Raw genomic sequence first — 16,436 nt, 5'->3', positions numbered from 1 at the left:
CGAGGAACGGCGCGGGTCGCAATGCCCAGTGATAGCGGAGGTTCAGTCCTTGAGTGTGGTGTTGTTTCGCCGACCCGCCCGCAGGCGCGGTCCGGAGATGCCCGAAGGCCAACTGACCCTCCAGGAACCGCCGGTCCTCTCCGAGACCGTGCCGGACACCTCCGCGATCTGGACATACCTGCCGATGGCACTCATGTCCATGTCGATGATGCTGATGTTCCTGCGCCCCGGCGGCGGGAACGGCGTCTTCATGTACCTGGCGCTGGGTGTCATGGCGCTCTCCGCCGCCGCCATGCTGCTCGGCCAGCTGATGCGCCGCTCCGGCGAGCGCAAGCAGCGGCTGAAGGGTGAGCGCCGCGACTACCTCCGTTACCTGACGCAGATCCGCAAGCGAGTGCGGGCGACCATCGTGGAGCAGCAGCGGGCGCTCGCCTGGCGCCATCCCGACCCCGGCTCCCTGCGGTCCCTGGCGCGCACCTCACGACTGTGGGAACGGCGCCCGGCGGACGAGGACTTCGGCGAGGTCCGCATCGCGGTGGGCGAGCAGCAACTCGCCCTCTCCCTCAACCCCGTCTCGACCCGGCCCGTCGAGGACCTGGAACCGCTGTGCGCGCACGCCCTGCGCCGCTTCATACGCGCCTACTCGACCATTCCCGAGCAGCCCCTCGGTCTCTACCTGCGTTCTTCGGCCCGCATCCTGCTGCGCCCCGAGGATCCCGCCGACGACGGTCACGTCGCGGATGTCCCGCCCCGGGGACAGACGCTCGGGCGTGCCGACGAGGGGGCGCGGACGGAGGAGACCCGTACCGGGGCCGGGGCGCGTCCGGCCGGTCCCTCCGGCGAGGCGCCGGCGTCCCTGGTGCGTGCCCTGATCGCGCAACTCGCCGTCTTCCACGCCCCCGAGGAGCTATGGCTCGCCTTTTGCGTCAGTGACGACCGGCGTTCCGACTGGGAGTGGGTGAAGTGGCTGCCGCATGTTCTCGACCCGCAGGAGGAGGACGGGGCCGGACCGGTCCGCCGGGTCACCGCGGACCTCACCGAACTCGACGACCTGCTCGGCAGCGAGTTCGCCGAGAGGCCCGGCTTCGACCCGGACGCCCGGCCCGGCCGTGACGAACCGTTCACCGTCGTCGTCCTGGACGGCGTCACCGTCCCCGAGGGCCACCGCTGGGCCGGTCACGGCTACCGCAACGCGCTGGTCCTGGACGTGTCCGGCGCCATGCCCTGGCGTCCGGGCCGCAACACCCTGCGCCTGACGGTGGGGCCCGACACGATCAGCCTGGTGCGCACCGACCGCAGCCGCAAGGAGCGGTCGGTGCCGCTGGGCCGTCCCGACCGGCTCGGCCCGCTGGGCGCCGAGTCCCTGGCCCGGTTGCTCGCAGCCCGCCGGATGAGCCTGGGCACCGACATAGCCCAGCCGCTGGAGACGGACATCGAGCTGACCACGCTGCTCGGCATTCCCGACCTGCACCGGCACGACGCACGGGCCCACTTCGCCCGGCAGACCGGTTCCGCCCGGCTGCGGGTGCCGGTGGCCGTCGGCATCGACGGCCGCCCGGTCGAGCTGGACATCAAGGAGTCCGCACAGGGCGGCATGGGCCCGCACGGCCTGCTCATCGGCGCCACCGGCTCCGGCAAGAGCGAACTGCTGCGCACCCTGGTCCTCGGCCTTGCGCTGACCAACTCCTCGGAGACCCTCAACTTCGTCCTCGTCGACTTCAAGGGCGGCGCCACCTTCCTCGGACTGGAGGAGCTTCCGCACACCTCCGCCGTCATCACCAACCTCGCGGACGAGGCCGCTCTCGTGGAGCGCATGCAGGACGCGCTGCACGGTGAACTGATGCGCCGGCAGGAGCTGTTGCGCGCGGCCGGCAACTACACCTCCGCGCTGGAGTACGAGCGGGCCCGCGCGGGCGGCGCCGATCTGGTGCCGCTGCCCAGCCTGTTCGTGGTGGTCGACGAGTTCAGTGAACTTCTGTCCTCGCACCGCGAGTTCATGGACCTGTTCGTGATGATTGGCCGCCTCGGCCGTTCGCTCGGCGTCCATCTGCTGCTCGCCTCGCAGCGCCTGGACGAGGGCCGCATGCACCAGCTGGAGAGCCATCTGTCGTACCGGATCGGCCTGCGCACCTTCTCCGCGATGGAGAGCCGCGGTGTGCTGGGTGTGCCGGACGCCTACCAGCTGCCCTCCGCGCCAGGCAACGGCTACCTCAAGTCCGGCGTGGAGTCGCTGACCCGGTTCCGCGCCGCCTACTCGTCCGGCACCTACACCCGCCGTACCGGTGCGGTGGCCCGGGCCCGGGTCGCCAGCCAGGTGGTGCCGTGGACCAGCGGCTGGGTCGTGCCGCGTGCCCCGGAGGCGCTGCCGGAGCCCGAGCCGGTCACTTCCGAGACCGGCGAGGAGGAGACCCTGCTCGACGTGGCCCTGGACCGGCTGCGCGACTCCGGCCCCGCCGCCCACCAGGTGTGGCTGCCGCCGCTGGACGCGCCCGTACCACTGGACGAGCTGCTGCCCGGCGTCGTCGCCGACCCCGAGCGGGGCCTGACCGCCGAGAGCTGGCCCGGCACCGGCCGGCTGCGCGTGCCGGTCGCCCTGGTCGACAAGCCCTTCGAGCAACGCCGCGACCCGCACGTCGTGGACCTGTCCGGGGCCGGCGGCCACGTGGCCATCGCGGGCGGATCGCAGAGCGGCAAGTCCACCCTGATCCGTACGCTGATCGCCGCCCTGGCGCTCACCCACACTCCGGCCGAGGTGCAGTTCTACTGCCTCGACTTCGGCGGCGGCGGTCTCTCCCAGCTGGCCTCGCTCCCGCACGTCGGCGGGGTCGCGGCCAGGCTCAATCCGGAGCGCGTGCACCGGGCGGTCGCCGAGGTGATGACGCTGCTGGCCCGCCGCGAGCAGTTCTTCGTGGACCACGCCGTCGATTCGATGCAGTCCTACCGCCGCCGCCGGGCCGCCGGGGAGTTCCCCGACGATCCCTTCGGCGACGTGTTCCTGGTGGTCGACGGCTGGTCGACGGTCCGCCAGGACTACGACGACCTGGTGCCGAAGTTCAACGAGCTGGCCGCCCGCGGCCTCAACTACGGCATCCACCTGCTGATCGGCACGACCCGCTGGGTGGAGCTGTCCGCTCAGGTCCGCGACCAGTCGGCAACCCGTCTGGAACTGCGGATGGGTGACCCGATGGACTCCGAGATCGACACCCGCAAGGCCCGCTCGGTGCCCCGCACCGGAGGGCGCGGCATCACCCCCGACAGCAAGATGCACTTCCTGGCCGCCCTGCCCCGCATCGACGGCAGCGGCTCTCTGGAAGACCTCGGCGAGGGTGTAGCCCATCTCGTCTCCGAGATCTCCCGGCACTGGACGGGTCCGTCCGCCCCGCAGGTCCGGATGCTGCCGCACCGGCTGCCGGTGGCCGAACTCCCCGCCCCGCAGACCACGGAGGGCGGCGGCATGCGGCTGGCGCTCGGCATCGACCAGGATGCCCTGGAGCCGGTCTGGCACGACTTCAGCCGCACGCCGCACCTGACCGTGATCGGCGACACCGAGAGCGGCAAAACCAACCTGATGCGCCGGATCACCGAGGGCATCACCACCCGGTACGCGCCCAACGAGGCAAAGATCATCGTGGTCGACTACCGCCGTACGCTGGTGGACACGATCCCCGAGGAGTACCGCATCGGGCACGTGATCTCCCTGGACAACCTCAAGGAGACGGTCGAGGGCGCGGCCCGCGCGATGAAGACCCGGGTGCCGGGGGCGGACATCGCGCCGTCCCGGATGCGCCGGTGCGACTGGTGGACGGGCCCGCGCCTGTTCGTCCTCGTCGACGACTACGACATGGTCTCGGGCAACTCCTTCCAGAGCCCCTTCGAGCCGCTCTTCGAGCATCTGGCCCTCGGCTTCGAGATGGGCCTGCACATGGTCGTCGCACGCAGCGCGATGGGCGCGGGCCGCGCCATGAGCGACGCGCTGCTGCGCCGCCTCGACGAGGCCAACAACCCGGCGGTGCTGCTGTCCTGCCCGCCCACCGAGGGCAACCTCTTCGGCAACACCAAGCCGCGCAACCTCCCGCCCGGCCGTGCCCTGCACGTCGCCCGCCGCAAGGCGCAGCTCATTCAGACGGCGCTGGCGGACGGCACACCGGTGGGCTGACAGGCTGCGGCACGCGAGACGCCCGGGGGCGGTCACTCAGGTGACCGCCCCCGGGCGTCGTGGAAGGGGCGGGGCCGGTGCTCAGTCCCGGCCGGTGTCCGCCGGGCGCCAGCCACGGGCGCGGGCCCGCGGGACGGCGATGACGGCCCAGAGCACGGCGAGGACCCCGGCGGTGCCGAGGAGGACGAAGGCGGTGGCCCGGTTCGCGGCCCGGTCGGCGGACGCGGTGTCCCGTACGGTCACCGGTCCCTCGGCGGCCCGCGCCCGGACGGGGGCGTCACCCAGCACGGTGGTGAGGGCCGCGTAGGCGTCGAGCTGCGGGATGTCCGCCGGGTAGGCGGTGGACGTCAGCCGGTGGACGATCTCCTCGGGGGTGTCGTCCGGGCGGGCGGCGCGGACCAGTGCGGCGGTCCCGGCGGTGTAGGCGGCGGCGACGGAGGCGCCGGCCCCCAGGTAGTGGCCGTCGCCGCGCGGGCCGCCGGAGACCACGCCGGCGCCGGGCGCGACGAGGTCGACGCCGTCGGTCGGCAGGGCGTCGCCCGGACGGGCCCCGCTGGGAGCATGTCGGCGACGGAGAGCACTCCGGGCTCGCCGGCCGGCCAGTAGGTGCGGCCGGCGTCTCCCGCGTGGCGCGGCGTGCGGCGATCGGGGGGTGGCGGCGGCGACCACCACCGCCCGCGTCGATCGCCTCGGCACCGCGGAGGTCAGTTCTCGTCCGCTTCGGCAGGGCCACCCCGACGGCGATCACGTCGGCGCCGGCGGCGGTCGCGTCGCGCACCGCCCCCGCGACCAGCGCGGCGTCGGCCGAGCCGCGTTCGTCGGTGCCGCGCAGGGCCAGCAGCTCCGCCTCCGGCGCGACACCGGGCAGCCGGGTCCTGCCCCAGCCCTCCCCGACGATCAGCCCGGCGAGGAAGGTGCCGTGTCCGACGCAGTCGTCACCGGCCGCGCCCCGGGCGGTGACCCGCCCGCCGAGTCCGGCGGCGTCGGTGCTGACTCCGGTGTCGACCAGGGCGACGGTCGTGCCCGCTCCGGTGCCGTGCTGGTGCGCCCGGGCCAGGTCCAGGCGCTGGCGCGACCAGTCCTGCTTCTCGGCCTTCTCGCGCGAGGCCGCCGTGCACTCCACGGCGTCGGCGCGGGGGTCGAGTGCGGAGGGCATGGGCGGCAGCTCCTGGCGCTTGCCGTCTGCGGCGGGCGCCGCGCTCGCCTGCTCGGCCGCGGCCACGGGCAGCAGCAGGGCCGCGGCCAGCGCCGCACCGCACAGCGGGCGGGCCGCGCCCGGCCCACGGCGCTTCACCGGGCCGCCTTCGGGATCGCGGCGGTGACGTCCTCCGGCAGCAGGCCCCGCAGATCCTCCAGTGTGGGCGCGGCGAGCGAACTGAGCCGCCCGGCCTGCCGGGTGACCATCGCCTCCACCATCTGCCGGGCCAGCCGGGCGTTGCCGAAGGACCGGTCGCGGGGCAGCGAGTCGAAGTACTCCCGCAGCAGCGGCCCGGTGCCGGGACCGCACTCGTAGCCCATGGCGGAGGCCTGGGCGCGCACGATGGTGACCAGTTCCTCGGAGGAGTAGTCGGCGAAGGCGACCCGGCGCGGGAAGCGCGAGGCCAGCCCGGGGTTGGAGGCGAGGAAGCGCTCCATCTCGTCGGTGTAGCCGGCGACGATGACCACGACCTCGTCGCGGTGGTCCTCCATCAGTTTCAGCAGCGTGTCCACCGCTTCCTGGCCGAAGTCGTTGCCGCCGCCGCGCGGGGTGAGGGTGTACGCCTCGTCGATGAACAGGACGCCGCCGCGGGCCCGGTCGAAGACCTCCCGGGTGAGCTGGGCGGTGTGTCCGACGTAGCGGCCGACCAGGTCGGCGCGGGCCGCCTCGACCAGTTGGCCGCGCTGCAGGATGCCCAACTGGCCGAGGATCTCGCCGTAGAGCCGGGCGACGGTGGTCTTGCCGGTGCCCGGCGGGCCGGTGAAGACCAGGTGGTGGCTGAGCGAGGGCACCGGCAGTCCGGCGGCGGCGCGGTGGCGGGCCGTGGTGATGAGGTTGACCAGGTCCGTGACGTCGCGCTTGACGTCGGCCAGGCCGACCATGTCGCCGAGGCGGGTCAGCGGGTCGTTGTCCGGTACGCCCGACTCCGCGGTCTGCTCGGCAGCTGCCGCGGAGACGTCCTGCGGCAGCAGCAGACGCAGGTCGCGCTCGCCGACCTGCTGGAGCGTGGCGAGCCGGACCGCCTGCCGGTCCACCATCTCCTCGAAGACACCGCGCGCGGCACGACCGTTGCCGAAGTCGGCGCCCCGGGGAATCGCCTCGAAGTGGGCGGCCAACGCCGCCGCCGTGCCCTCGCCCAGCTCGTACTGGTGCGCGGCGCACATGCTCTCCATGATGGCGACCAGTTCGGGCACGGTGTAGTTCTCGAACTCGACCGTGCGGGAGAAGCGCGACCCGAGGCCGGGGTTGGAGGCGAGGAACCGGGTCATCTCGTCGGTGTAACCGGCGACGATGACGACGACGTCGTCGCGGTGGTCCTCCATCAGCTTCAGCAGCGTGTCGACGGCCTCGCGGCCGAAGTCGGCGCCGCCGTGTCCGCTGTCCGAGGTGAGGGTGTACGCCTCGTCGACGAAGAGGACGCCTCCGAGGGCCCGTTCGAAGGTCTCGGTCGTCTTGATCGCCGTACCGCCGACGACCTGGGCGACGAGGTCGGCGCGCGAGACCTCCACGAGGTGTCCGTCGCGCAGCGATCCGAGTTCGGCGAGGATCGCGCCGTAGAGGCGGGCGACGGTGGTCTTGCCGGTGCCGGGCGGGCCGGTGAAGACCAGGTGGCGGCTCATCGGCGGAGCTGACATGCCGAGTTGTTCGCGTCGCTGGGCGAGTTGGGTGAGGTTGACCAGGGTGCGGACCTGTTCCTTGACGTTGTCCAGGCCGATCAGCGCGTTCAGGGCGCCCAGCGGGCCGTCGGGCCGGTCCTTGGCGGGTGTGTCCGCGGCCCCCGAGCCCGCCGGGTCGGTGTTCTCGGCGCTGCCCGATCCCCAGGCGTCGCGCTTGCCGTTGCCGGTGCTGGTGAGCCCTTCCACGGCGAGCCGCTCGCCGGGGGTGGTCTGGACGAGGCCACCGCCCTCGTTCTCCCGGGCGAGACAGTTGACGAGCGAGATCGACGCGGTGGACTCCACGCGGAATCCGTCCTGTCCCCCGCCGGCCGCCTCGCAGCCGCTGAGCGAGGCGATGGCGCCGTCGCGCAGCAGGACGCCGTGGCCTTGCGAGGTGTGCACGGAGGTGCGGTTGGCGGTCAGTTCGCCGCCGGCGTCGACGACGATGCCGTCCGCGCCGGATCTCTCGACGCGGAAGTCCCGGACGGTGACGTTGCCGCCGTCCTCCAGGACGAGGCCGCTGTCGGCGGCGTCGAAGACGCCGCCACCGGCCAGGTACAGGGTGCTGCCGCCGGCGACGCGCACGCCGGAGCCGGCCGGCTGGACGATCTCGCAGTCCTCGATGCGGCCGCGGGCGTCCTTGGCGGCGGTGATGCCGTCACCCGACGGCTCCACGAGGCGCGCCCTGCGCAGCAGTGGGTTGGCCCCGGCGCGCAGCGCGATCGCCGGGGCGCCGCCTATGACCTCCAGTCGGTCCAGCTCCGCCGCCGCGTCCTCCTCCAGGAGTACGGCGGTCTCGGCGCAGTCGCGGACGGTCAGGCCGGTCAGTGCCGGGGAGGCCGCGCCGGCGACCCGCAGGGCCACACCCTGGGCGCCGTCCACCCAGCAGTCCTCGAAGGTTCCCCGCGCCCGGTCGGTGACGACCACACCGTGGCCCCGGGTACGGGAGACGCGGCAGCGGCGCAGTACGGGGTCGGTGCCCGCGGCCAGGGTGACGCCGGTGCCGGACGCGCCGGTGACGCGGACGTCCTCCAGCGTCGTACGGCCGCCGCTGCTCAGGTGGACGCCGTTGGCGGTGTCGTGCACGACCGTGCGGCTCACGGTGAGGGCGGAGTCGCCCTCCAGGGCGAGGGACGGCTTGTCGGTCGAGGAGATGTCGCAGTCCTCGACCGAGCCGCGGGCCTCGCCGTTGGCGAGGATGCCGTTGCCACGGGCGTCACGCACCGTGCAGCCCCGGACGCGAGCCTCTCCCTGCTCGGCGATGACCAGGCCGCTGGTGCCGAGGTGCTCAAGGGTGCAGCCCTCCACGGTGGTCGGCGTGGTCGAGGTGACCACGATGGCCGCGCCCTGGGAGTTGCTCACCCGGCAGTCCCGCAGCGCCAGCGAACCCGTGCCGCCGGCCAGCATCGCCGTCCATGCGGCGCCGGCTATCTCGCAGCCGTCGAGCGCGGCCTGGCCGCGCCGTACGTCCACGGCGGGTGCCTCGGCGTCACTGCCGCGCAAGGTCAGCTCCGAAAGCATCACGGCGTCGGCGCGCAGCGCGAGGACGCTGCCCGACCGGGGCCGGATCTCCACGGTGCCCCGCCCCTCGGCAGCGGTGAGGGTGACCCGGGTGTGGATCACCAGGTTCTCCGCGTACGTCCCGGGCCGGACGCTGATGAGCGCGCCGGTGCGGGCCGCAGCGAGTGCCTCACCGATCGTCCGGAAACGGTCCCGGTCGTCGGGACCGACCGACAGTACCTGGCGCGACACGCGCGAACCTCCTTGCTCAGTCTGCGTCTTGGGCAGGGCGCCGTCGAACGGGCAGCGAACGCGGCCGCTTGCCGGTTCAGACGCTCCATTTCTGGTTGTCCAGCCCCGTGCAGGTCCACAGTTGCACACGGGCCTTGGCGTTGCGGTCGTGGCCTTGAATCTCTACGCACATGCCCACGGCCGTGTTCACGAGGTCGTGGGCTTCGTTGAGCGCAAACTTCTGCGCGGCGACGCCGGTGCAGCGGGCGAGCTGGATGGTGGTGCCCTTGGTGAAGTTGGCGCCCGCCACGTCCATGCAGAGTCCCTGCGTACGGAGGGTGCCGTCGGAGGCGAACTGGAACTTCTGCGCGTCGGCGTTGTTGCAGTCCCACATCCACAGCGCCTTCCCGTCGGAGAAGTCACTGCCGGGTACGTCGATGCAACGGCCGGAGAGATGGCTGTGGAACGACACGGGGAAACTGAGGGTGGGCCCCGCCGGGGCGTTGTCCTGGGCCGGCTTGGCGGTGTCCTTCGCGGAGTCCTTGGCGGCGGCCGCCCTCTCCCGGTCCTTCTCCGCCTCCGCCTTCTTCTGCGCTTCCGCCTTCTTCGCCGCGTCTTCGGCGGCCTTGTCCGGGTTTTCCTTCCTCCCGGCCTCGGTGTCGGGGTTCAGTCCCGGTGCCGCCTTCGGTTTCTGGGTCTCCTTCTTGTCCGCCGAGTCGTGCGGCTCGGGAGAGCTGACCGCGAAGTCGCCCGTCTCGTCCTCCGTGTCCCCGCCGAGGACGGTCGCCGCGGTCGTCGACGTCCTCTCCTCCTTGTCGCCGTCCGCCCCGAGGAGCAGGAACGGCGCCGCGACGAGCAGCGAGCCTCCCACCGCGGCGGCGGCCAGCACCGCCCGGCCCGGCCGTCCCACCGGCTTGACCGCGTCGTCGGGTTTGTCGATGGCCGTGGCGGTGATGGTCCGCACGAGCAGGGGGAGCCGGCTCTTGGCGACGGAGGCGCTGCCGATGTCGGTGTCGGTGGCGGTCCGGGCTTCTGAGGCCGTCGCCGGGGCGACGGCCGCGGCCTGAGCCTCGGCCTTCTCCGCCGGGGCTTCGGCCTCACTCGCCGAGGCGGCCTCGGATTCGGGCTTCGCCGCAGGACCCGGCTCTGCGCCGCCGCCGGAACCGGGACCGGAGGAATGCTCGGCCGTGACGGCGGACTCGGTACGCTCGTCCGCCGACGCACTCGTTCGGGGTTCGGCGGAGGAGGACCGCTCGCCGTGGGGGGCGGACTCCGTACGCGCAGCCGCGGACGCGGGGGGCTGGTGCGTCGGACGTGTCACGGGTACCTCCCGGATGTGTGGGGCCAGGGGCCTGCCGGATCCTCGCCGCGGTGCATCGGGACGCGGTTCGCCGGAACGAGGAGGGGGGCGACCGCACCGGCGTTGACCAGCAGCGAGATGGCGGGGGGATGAGTCAGGGAACGGATCAGATCCCGGACGGGAAGGGTGTCATGGCGAAGTGTGGGGGACATGAACGCGTGTGCCGGTGAGGTGAACACGAGCACCACGGATTCTCCGTCCTGACCCGCGGCGACCAGCGGGATGCCGTCCGGCCCCGCTACGACGGCGACCTCGGCGGCCGCGAGCGCGGCGACGGCCTCCTCCACGGAGCCGTATCCGGTCGCGGCACGCTGTGCCGCCGCGTCCACGGGGTCGGTGGGCTCGGGCCAGCCGAGGGCGCGGGCGGAGGGGCGGTATGCAGGGTTGGCGCGGAAGGTGCCGACGTCACCGTCGTCGTCCGACCGCCACTCCCCCAGCACCGCCCAATCCGGCGGAGTCCGCTCCTCGGTCCACTCCGGATCGACCACGCCGATCCAGTGGCCGGGCGCCTGCCGAGCCGCGGCGCGGACGGCCTCGGGTATCGCGCGGATGCCGTCGGCCTCGACGGCGCCGGAACCGGTTGACGGGGCCGGGGTGCCGGATGTGGCCTCCATGTGCTCTCCGGGCCGCATGTCCACCTGAACTCTTGGTTCCACGAACCGACGTTGATCCGTCGGAGCCACCAGAATGCCACAACGCCCTGTGTGTTGGGCCGCCGCACGATGCCCGAACCGGGCTCTGACATGCCCGTTTCCCGCCCGGTCAGGAGACTTTGCGGGAGTAGTCGCCCGCACCCGGACATTGTGACGGACGGTATTGCCGGGACAGGAGTGGGTCGGGCGCCCGTAAGAGCTATGTTCGGCACGTCAGTGAGCCGTCGGATCCGACGCGCTCCGCCCCCAGGGAGTATTCGCATGTCCGTACAGAAGCCCGCCAGTAGCGCGAACGCGACCCAGGCCGCTGCCTCCCCGGACACCGCGCAGTCGACCACCGCTCCGGCCGGCCCGGACACCCCGGCCGCGCAGGACGAGCGCACCGCGGCCACCTCGGAGGCCTCGTCCGCTCCCGGCACCCCCGCCGAGGCGGCCACGACAGCCGCGGGGACGGGCGGGTCACAGGCGAGGGAGTCGGCCGAGTCGACGGCGGACGAGGAGCGCACGGCCGTCGCGGCGGCCGCCGTGCCGGCGGTCCCGGCCAGGACCGCGAGCGGCGTCGACAGCGGGCGTCCACGCAAACCGGTCCTCGCCGTGGCCGGGATTGTCGGAGCGGCCCTGATAGCCGTACCGCTGCTGCTCGCGGGTGGCGCGGACGACGACAAACGGCCGGACAGCACCAAGGAGTTGGCCGCGGGGAAGTCGGACACCGTGCTGGATCCGGGGTCGGCCGGCGCCGCCCTTGACGACTACGTCGCGGAGAAGCCCACCCCGACGCCGACCGAGGAGAAGCCCAAGCCGAGCGCGCCGGTCAAGGCCGTCGCTCCACCGCCGGCGCCGAGGCCCGAGCCCACGACGAGCGCACCGGCGAAGAAGGTCACGCCGAAGCCGGAGGCCAAGCCGACCCCCAAGCCCGCCTGGACGGCCTCGACAGTCCGCGCCGTCAGCATTCTGGAGGTCAACCAGGCCTGGACCACCAACCGCATCCGCATGGTGATGCAGCCCGACGGCAACCTCGTCGTCTACAACGAGAAGAACAAGCCCACCTGGGCGTCGATGACCTTCGGCGAGAACCACCGGGCCATCTTCCAGTCCGACGGCAACCTCGTCATCCACAACGGCGACGACCGACCGATCTGGGCCTCCGACACCTGGGGCAACGAAGGAGCCGAGCTGATCCTGCGCGAGGACGGCAAGGTGGTCATCGCCCACTCCGGCAATGTCCTCTGGTCGACCTGATCCACGGGCCGACTGGGCCGTGTACCGCACGGTGCCCATCACGCGCCCGGACACCGAGAGGTCCGTGATGCGCATGGCGTGGCAGAAGAGCGTGGTGCTGCTCTTTGCCCTCCTCATGCGCCGAGTGCCGCTCCTCAACCAACGGGTGAGATCACGCGTGCAGCCGGCCGGGGTACCGCCGACGACGCTGGGGCTGCTGATGATGCCTCGAACGCCTCCCCCGTCCCGACCGGTGGCAAGGCTGAACTCCCTCGTTCGCGTGGCCGTGATCAACTCGCTGCACCCCGCCAGGCTGACAGGGTCTGAATCATGCTTGAACTACGCACCGCGGAAGCAGACGACTGGCCCCTGCGGCGGGAGTTGCGACTGGCCGCGCTCGCTGAGGCGCCCTACGCGTTCGGGCCGACGCCGGCCCAGTGGCAGGGCTCCGGCGACCGGGAGGAACGCGGGCGTGCGCGTCTGTCGACTCCTGGCGCGCACGATCTGGTCGCCCTTCTCGACGGCCTCCCGGTGGGCATGGCCGGCGGAGTGCCGGGCGGGGGAGCAGAAGACGTGGAGTTGATCTCGATGTGGGTCGATCCCATGGCTCGCGGAAAAGGCGTGGGTGACTACCTGATCCAGGCGGTCGAGCGGTGGGCGGCGGAGCGCGGTGCCACGACGCTGCGGTTGTCCGTCATGGCGGACAACGCAGGGCGACCGCGCTCTACGAGCGGCACGTTTTCACGGATTCGGGTGAGCCCAGCGGTCTTCTCCCCGATGGGGTGGGCAGGAAACGGGTCATGGCGAAGAGCCTGGCCACCGCTTGATCTGCACGCCCGGGCACGGCGGGATCGACCGCGAGCTCAGGCTGCGGCAACGAGGGGGCGTCACTGCCGGCGGACACTCTTCTCGCCGCGGGCACGAGCGCGTTCCCGGCCTTGTGGGGCGAGTACGCCGGGGTGGCGGGCGTTGGTCCGAGCCCGTACCTGGCAGCAAGTGATGCGCCGTCCCGCACCGCATGCCCTCCACCGACGGCGACGGCGACGGCCACCGTCGCGGAACTCTGCGCCGAGACGGCATCGGCCGCCTCTCACCCGGCGCCCGCTGGGGCAGATCCAGCAGCGCAACGGGCGCGAGATCCGATCAGGCGGCCCCCGCCCGCCACCGCTGCCCGGTGCCTCCGCCCGCCGACTCCAGTGACAGCCCGTCCCCAGCTCCGCCGTCCGGGGTGACGGCCGTACCGAAGGCGATGACCGGGCGGATCAGCCCGTCCTCGTCCACCACGAACATCAGGTTCCGGCCGTTGCGGCCCTCCACCGAGTCGCACTCCCAGATCCCGACGCCGCGGTGCGTCGCTCCCCGGCTGTCCAGGCAAAAGTCGGGCCCGGCGGCCGACTGGAGCAACCCGCGGTCGTCGTCGACGCGCCAGCGCTGGGTACGTGACGACGAGCAGGGGGCCGTGATCACATCGCTTCCGTTGGAGAAGGCGCCGCTCACATCCAGACACAGGCCCGAAGCGACGTTCACCACCTGCACGAACGAACCGGAGAGCGGGCGCGTGGAGGAGGGCGGCGGTTTCGGGCTCGCCGTCTTCGTCGGTGACGGACTCCTTGTCGGGGAGGGCGGCTTCGAGGTCCGCGACGGCGAGGGTGACGGTGAGGTTGAGACCGACGACGGCGTCTTGGACACCGTAGCCGTCACCGTCACCGCCACCGGCGGTGTACTCACCTGAGTGTTCGCCGAGCCCACCGGGTCAGGCGACGGTGATCGGCCCTGCGCCACCAGGAACACCGTCACCAGCAGGGCCGCCCCCAGCACCGCCGACACCAGCACGGTGCGCCGGCGATCCGGTGCCCGTTCCCCGTCCTCCGATTCCCTGCCGGGTCCGGCAGGGCCGGACCCGGCCCACCACACGCCGGTGTCACCGGCCGCCCGCTCGACCGGGCCCCCCGCCGCGTACCCCGTGCCGCCCCATGGAAGCAGCCCCTCCGCCAGCGCCGTGCGCGGTTCGTCCCGCAGGGCCGCCAGCTCCTCGTATGCCGTCGTGCAGTGCGGGCAATGCGTCATGTGGGCCTGCAGATCGGCGCTGTCACGAGGGCTGTCCGGCCGAATGGACTCCTCGATGAGGCGGCCGAAGTCGGGGCAGTCCGGGTCCTCGGAGGCGGTGAGGCGGGCGCGCAGGCAGGCACGGGCCAGCTGCTGCAGCGCCGCGTCTGTACCGTAAGTGACGTCCTCCCGGGTCAGACCGAGGAGGACGGCCGTCGTTTCCGCAGGCTCCCGCTCGACGATCCCGTACCAGATGAGGCCCTGAGTACGGGAGGACAAGGACTGAAACGCCGCGAGCATGGGGACCACGGGGCCGGAGGGGCCGACCGAGTTCAGGACGAGCAACAGCCCCGCGTCCAGGCCGGCTGCCCGACCGTCCCTCGTCCAGGACCCGGCCAACCGGGCGACCAGCAGGAGGAGTTGGTGGCGCCAGGGCAGTCCCGAGTCGATTCCGCGGGCGGTCCGACGGGCCGCCAGCGTGAACGCCTGGGCCGCCAGCTGCCGTGCCATGGACTCGTTGGGAGTGCACAGCCTGGCGTAGGCGAGGACATGCGGATGATGACGGGCGCGCAGTTCCTGGAGCGCCGGATACGCCGTGACCGTATCAGCGCGCAGCACCTCGGCAAGCCGCGCGTCGGACGCGCCCTCGTGGTTCCCGTGACCGGACTCCGCCTCGCCACGATCCCTGTCGCCGTCGGCCCGAGCCATCCCGCCGCCTCCCCTTGCAACCGTACGACCCCGCGTCCAGACCTGACGTACCGGCGGGTATGACGGCTCATGGTGGCGCAGGGCAGGTCGCGGCGAAAGGGTTTCCGTGGGTAACTCATGAGCTGCCTGCAAGAAGGTCTCGATGACACAGTGGCCCTCCCTTTGCGCGACGCCTGTCTGCGGCTGCCGGGGGTGGTGGGCGCTCCAGCCTGCTGCTGTCGAGAGAGCGCAAGAGCACCACGAGCAACTCGTGGGGGGGCGGCAACCGGGTCCGTCTTCGCACGGATCTTGCCGGGAGCAGCCCGCAGGCAGGACGTGGACTCCCTACGAGCGGAGCGGTGGGAGTATCGCGAGAGTGATGGCAAGAACCAGTGACATCGAGAAGGCGGCCGAGGTGCTGCGCGCCGGCGGCCTGGTGGCCCTCCCCACCGAGACCGTTTACGGTCTGGGCGCCAACGCCGAGGATCCCACCGCTGTCTCACGCATCTTCCAGGTCAAGGGGCGCCCGCCCTCCCACCCCCTGCTCGTCCACATCGGCGACGCGGGCCATCTGGACGACTGGGTCGAGGACGTGCCCCCGGCGGCGCGCCTGCTGGCCGAACGCTTCTGGCCGGGACCGCTCACGCTGGTCCTGCGGCGCGGTCACCGCGTGCCCCTCGAAGCGACGGGTGGCCTGGAGACAGTGGCCGTTCGCGTACCCGACCATCCCGTCGCCCTCGCGCTGCTGTCGGCCTTCGGCGGCGGTGTCACGGCACCGTCAGCCAACCGCTTCGGCTCGGTCAGCCCCACCACGGCGGACCACGTCCGTGCCGAGCTGGGTGATGCCGTTGACTTCGTGCTGGACGGCGGCCCTTGCGAGGTCGGCGTCGAGTCGTCCATCGTCGACGCCACCGGCGAGACCCCGAGCATTCTGCGGCCCGGCGGCGTGACGCGCGAGGACCTCGAAGCAACGTCGGGGCGTCCGCTCGCGCTCCCCGCGACCAGCCACATTCGGGTGCCCGGTCAGCATCCCTCCCATTACGCACCGCGCGCCCGGGTCGTCGTCGTGGAGCCGGAGAAGGTCCTCGCCGAAGCCGAGCTCGCGCAGGAGTCGGGGCACCACGTCGGCGTCCTTCTTCCGCCCACCCTCTCCGACGTCCCGGTGAAGGCGCACGCCATGGTGGCGGTGCCCGCCTCTATGGCCGCCTACGCGCGGGGGCTGTACGGGTTCCTACGCGAACTCGACCAGCGGGGATGTGATCTCATCGTCGCCTCCCTGCCGGTGGAGGAAGGGCTGGGACTGGCGATCGCCAACCGACTCCGCCGTGCCGCGGGGCCCCGGTCCACGGTGTGAGCAGCATCGACGCCATGCGGGAGACGTTGGCGGCTGTCACCTGAGGCTCGATGCAGGGGGGACGGCACGGGACAGGGGTTCCAGGTCTTCGTGCAGGGCAGCATGGAGTGCGGCGGCGAGTTCGCGAACTCGTTCTTCGTCCCGCAGGCCATGCATCATGAAATAGACGGGTCCCGTGTAGGCGCCGAAATCGACCTCGCGGGCGTCAACCAGCCGGAGGATCGCAGTCCGGATGGCATCGTTGACGGCATCGGTGACCCCGCGGCCGGGGCCGGCGGTGAGGGTGTCCGCCTTCACGGTCCAGTGCTGACCCTCGGCTTCGATGGCGACGAATACAGCGTTGTGCGCCATGGCAGTGCGGTAGGCGTCGTGGAAGGC

Annotated in this window: 10 protein-coding genes and 1 pseudogene; 4 read left to right on the top strand and 7 right to left on the bottom strand. The window is 72.3% G+C overall.

Features of this window, described 5'->3' with window-relative positions; translation table 11 throughout:
- The first annotated feature begins 97 nt into the window (after positions 1–97).
- Positions 98–4,156: a type VII secretion protein EccCa gene (gene eccCa, locus AY578_RS32670; RefSeq protein ID WP_136239346.1), complete on the top strand. Its 4,059-nt coding sequence runs from the start codon at positions 98–100 to the stop codon at positions 4,154–4,156.
- 81 nt (positions 4,157–4,237) lie between these two features.
- Here eccCa and AY578_RS32665 read toward each other — a convergent pair whose 3' ends face one another.
- From AY578_RS32665 to AY578_RS32645, 5 genes and pseudogenes are all read right to left on the bottom strand, one after another.
- Complete coding sequence (locus tag AY578_RS32665; RefSeq protein WP_337663103.1) at positions 4,238–4,645, bottom strand: hypothetical protein; 408 nt, start codon at positions 4,643–4,645, stop codon at positions 4,238–4,240.
- Positions 4,646–4,952: 307 nt separating this feature from the next.
- Positions 4,953–5,312, bottom strand: a pseudogene (locus AY578_RS32660) (S8 family serine peptidase); the annotation flags it as partial.
- A gap of 134 nt (positions 5,313–5,446) precedes the next feature.
- Entirely contained in the window at positions 5,447–8,761 is a 3,315-nt protein-coding gene (locus AY578_RS32655; protein WP_161231696.1) for a right-handed parallel beta-helix repeat-containing protein, read from the bottom strand.
- 76 nt (positions 8,762–8,837) lie between these two features.
- A complete protein-coding gene (locus AY578_RS32650) occupies positions 8,838–10,061 on the bottom strand; it encodes a ricin-type beta-trefoil lectin domain protein (RefSeq protein ID WP_019523850.1) in 1,224 nt (407 codons plus the stop codon).
- Positions 10,058–10,714, bottom strand: a complete 657-nt coding sequence (locus AY578_RS32645; RefSeq protein ID WP_019523849.1) for a type VII secretion system-associated protein — start codon at positions 10,712–10,714, stop codon at positions 10,058–10,060. The genes AY578_RS32650 and AY578_RS32645 overlap by 4 nt, the downstream gene beginning before the upstream one ends.
- Positions 10,715–11,014: 300 nt before the next feature.
- On the opposite strand from AY578_RS32645, the gene AY578_RS32640 reads away from it, so the two are divergent.
- Together AY578_RS32640 and AY578_RS34205 are read left to right on the top strand one after the other, a co-directional pair.
- Positions 11,015–11,992 (top strand): mannose-binding protein, encoded by a 978-nt coding sequence (locus tag AY578_RS32640; RefSeq protein WP_028960450.1) that lies wholly within the window; start codon positions 11,015–11,017, stop codon positions 11,990–11,992.
- A gap of 309 nt (positions 11,993–12,301) precedes the next feature.
- Positions 12,302–13,171 (top strand): GNAT family N-acetyltransferase, encoded by an 870-nt coding sequence (locus tag AY578_RS34205; RefSeq protein WP_370879019.1) that lies wholly within the window; start codon positions 12,302–12,304, stop codon positions 13,169–13,171.
- On the opposite strand, the gene AY578_RS32630 is transcribed toward AY578_RS34205, so the two are convergent.
- A complete protein-coding gene (locus AY578_RS32630; protein ID WP_258906844.1) occupies positions 13,115–14,725 on the bottom strand; it encodes an RICIN domain-containing protein in 1,611 nt (536 codons plus the stop codon). The genes AY578_RS34205 and AY578_RS32630 overlap by 57 nt on opposite strands.
- A 358-nt stretch (positions 14,726–15,083) precedes the next feature.
- Between AY578_RS32630 and AY578_RS32625 the strand changes: the two genes are divergently transcribed.
- Positions 15,084–16,058, top strand: a complete 975-nt coding sequence (locus AY578_RS32625; protein ID WP_161108600.1) for an L-threonylcarbamoyladenylate synthase — start codon at positions 15,084–15,086, stop codon at positions 16,056–16,058.
- A 36-nt stretch (positions 16,059–16,094) separates the two neighbouring features.
- Here the strand turns inward: AY578_RS32625 and AY578_RS32620 are convergent, their stop codons facing one another.
- Positions 16,095–16,409, bottom strand: coding sequence for a hypothetical protein (locus AY578_RS32620; protein WP_237490755.1), 315 nt, complete (start codon positions 16,407–16,409; stop codon positions 16,095–16,097).
- Positions 16,410–16,436: the final 27 nt, after the last annotated feature.

It is taken from the genome of Streptomyces thermocarboxydus (assembly GCF_024760485.1).
Classification (GTDB): Bacteria; Actinomycetota; Actinomycetes; order Streptomycetales; family Streptomycetaceae; genus Streptomyces; species Streptomyces cellulosae.
This window is presented reverse-complemented; position numbering and strand designations above follow the sequence as displayed.

Excerpts from the sequence above, each read along its gene's own strand:
- eccCa (WP_136239346.1), top strand. The coding sequence starts at position 98 with ATGCCCGAAGGCCAACTGACCCTCCAGGAACCGCCGGTCCTCTCCGAG.
- AY578_RS32645 (WP_019523849.1), bottom strand. The coding sequence starts at position 10,714 with ATGGAGGCCACATCCGGCACCCCGGCCCCGTCAACCGGTTCCGGCGCC.
- AY578_RS32640 (WP_028960450.1), top strand. The coding sequence starts at position 11,015 with ATGTCCGTACAGAAGCCCGCCAGTAGCGCGAACGCGACCCAGGCCGCT.
- AY578_RS34205 (WP_370879019.1), top strand. The coding sequence starts at position 12,302 with ATGCTTGAACTACGCACCGCGGAAGCAGACGACTGGCCCCTGCGGCGG.
- AY578_RS32630 (WP_258906844.1), bottom strand. The coding sequence starts at position 14,725 with ATGGCTCGGGCCGACGGCGACAGGGATCGTGGCGAGGCGGAGTCCGGT.
- AY578_RS32625 (WP_161108600.1), top strand. The coding sequence starts at position 15,084 with ATGGCAAGAACCAGTGACATCGAGAAGGCGGCCGAGGTGCTGCGCGCC.
- AY578_RS32620 (WP_237490755.1), bottom strand. The coding sequence starts at position 16,409 with ATGGCGCACAACGCTGTATTCGTCGCCATCGAAGCCGAGGGTCAGCAC.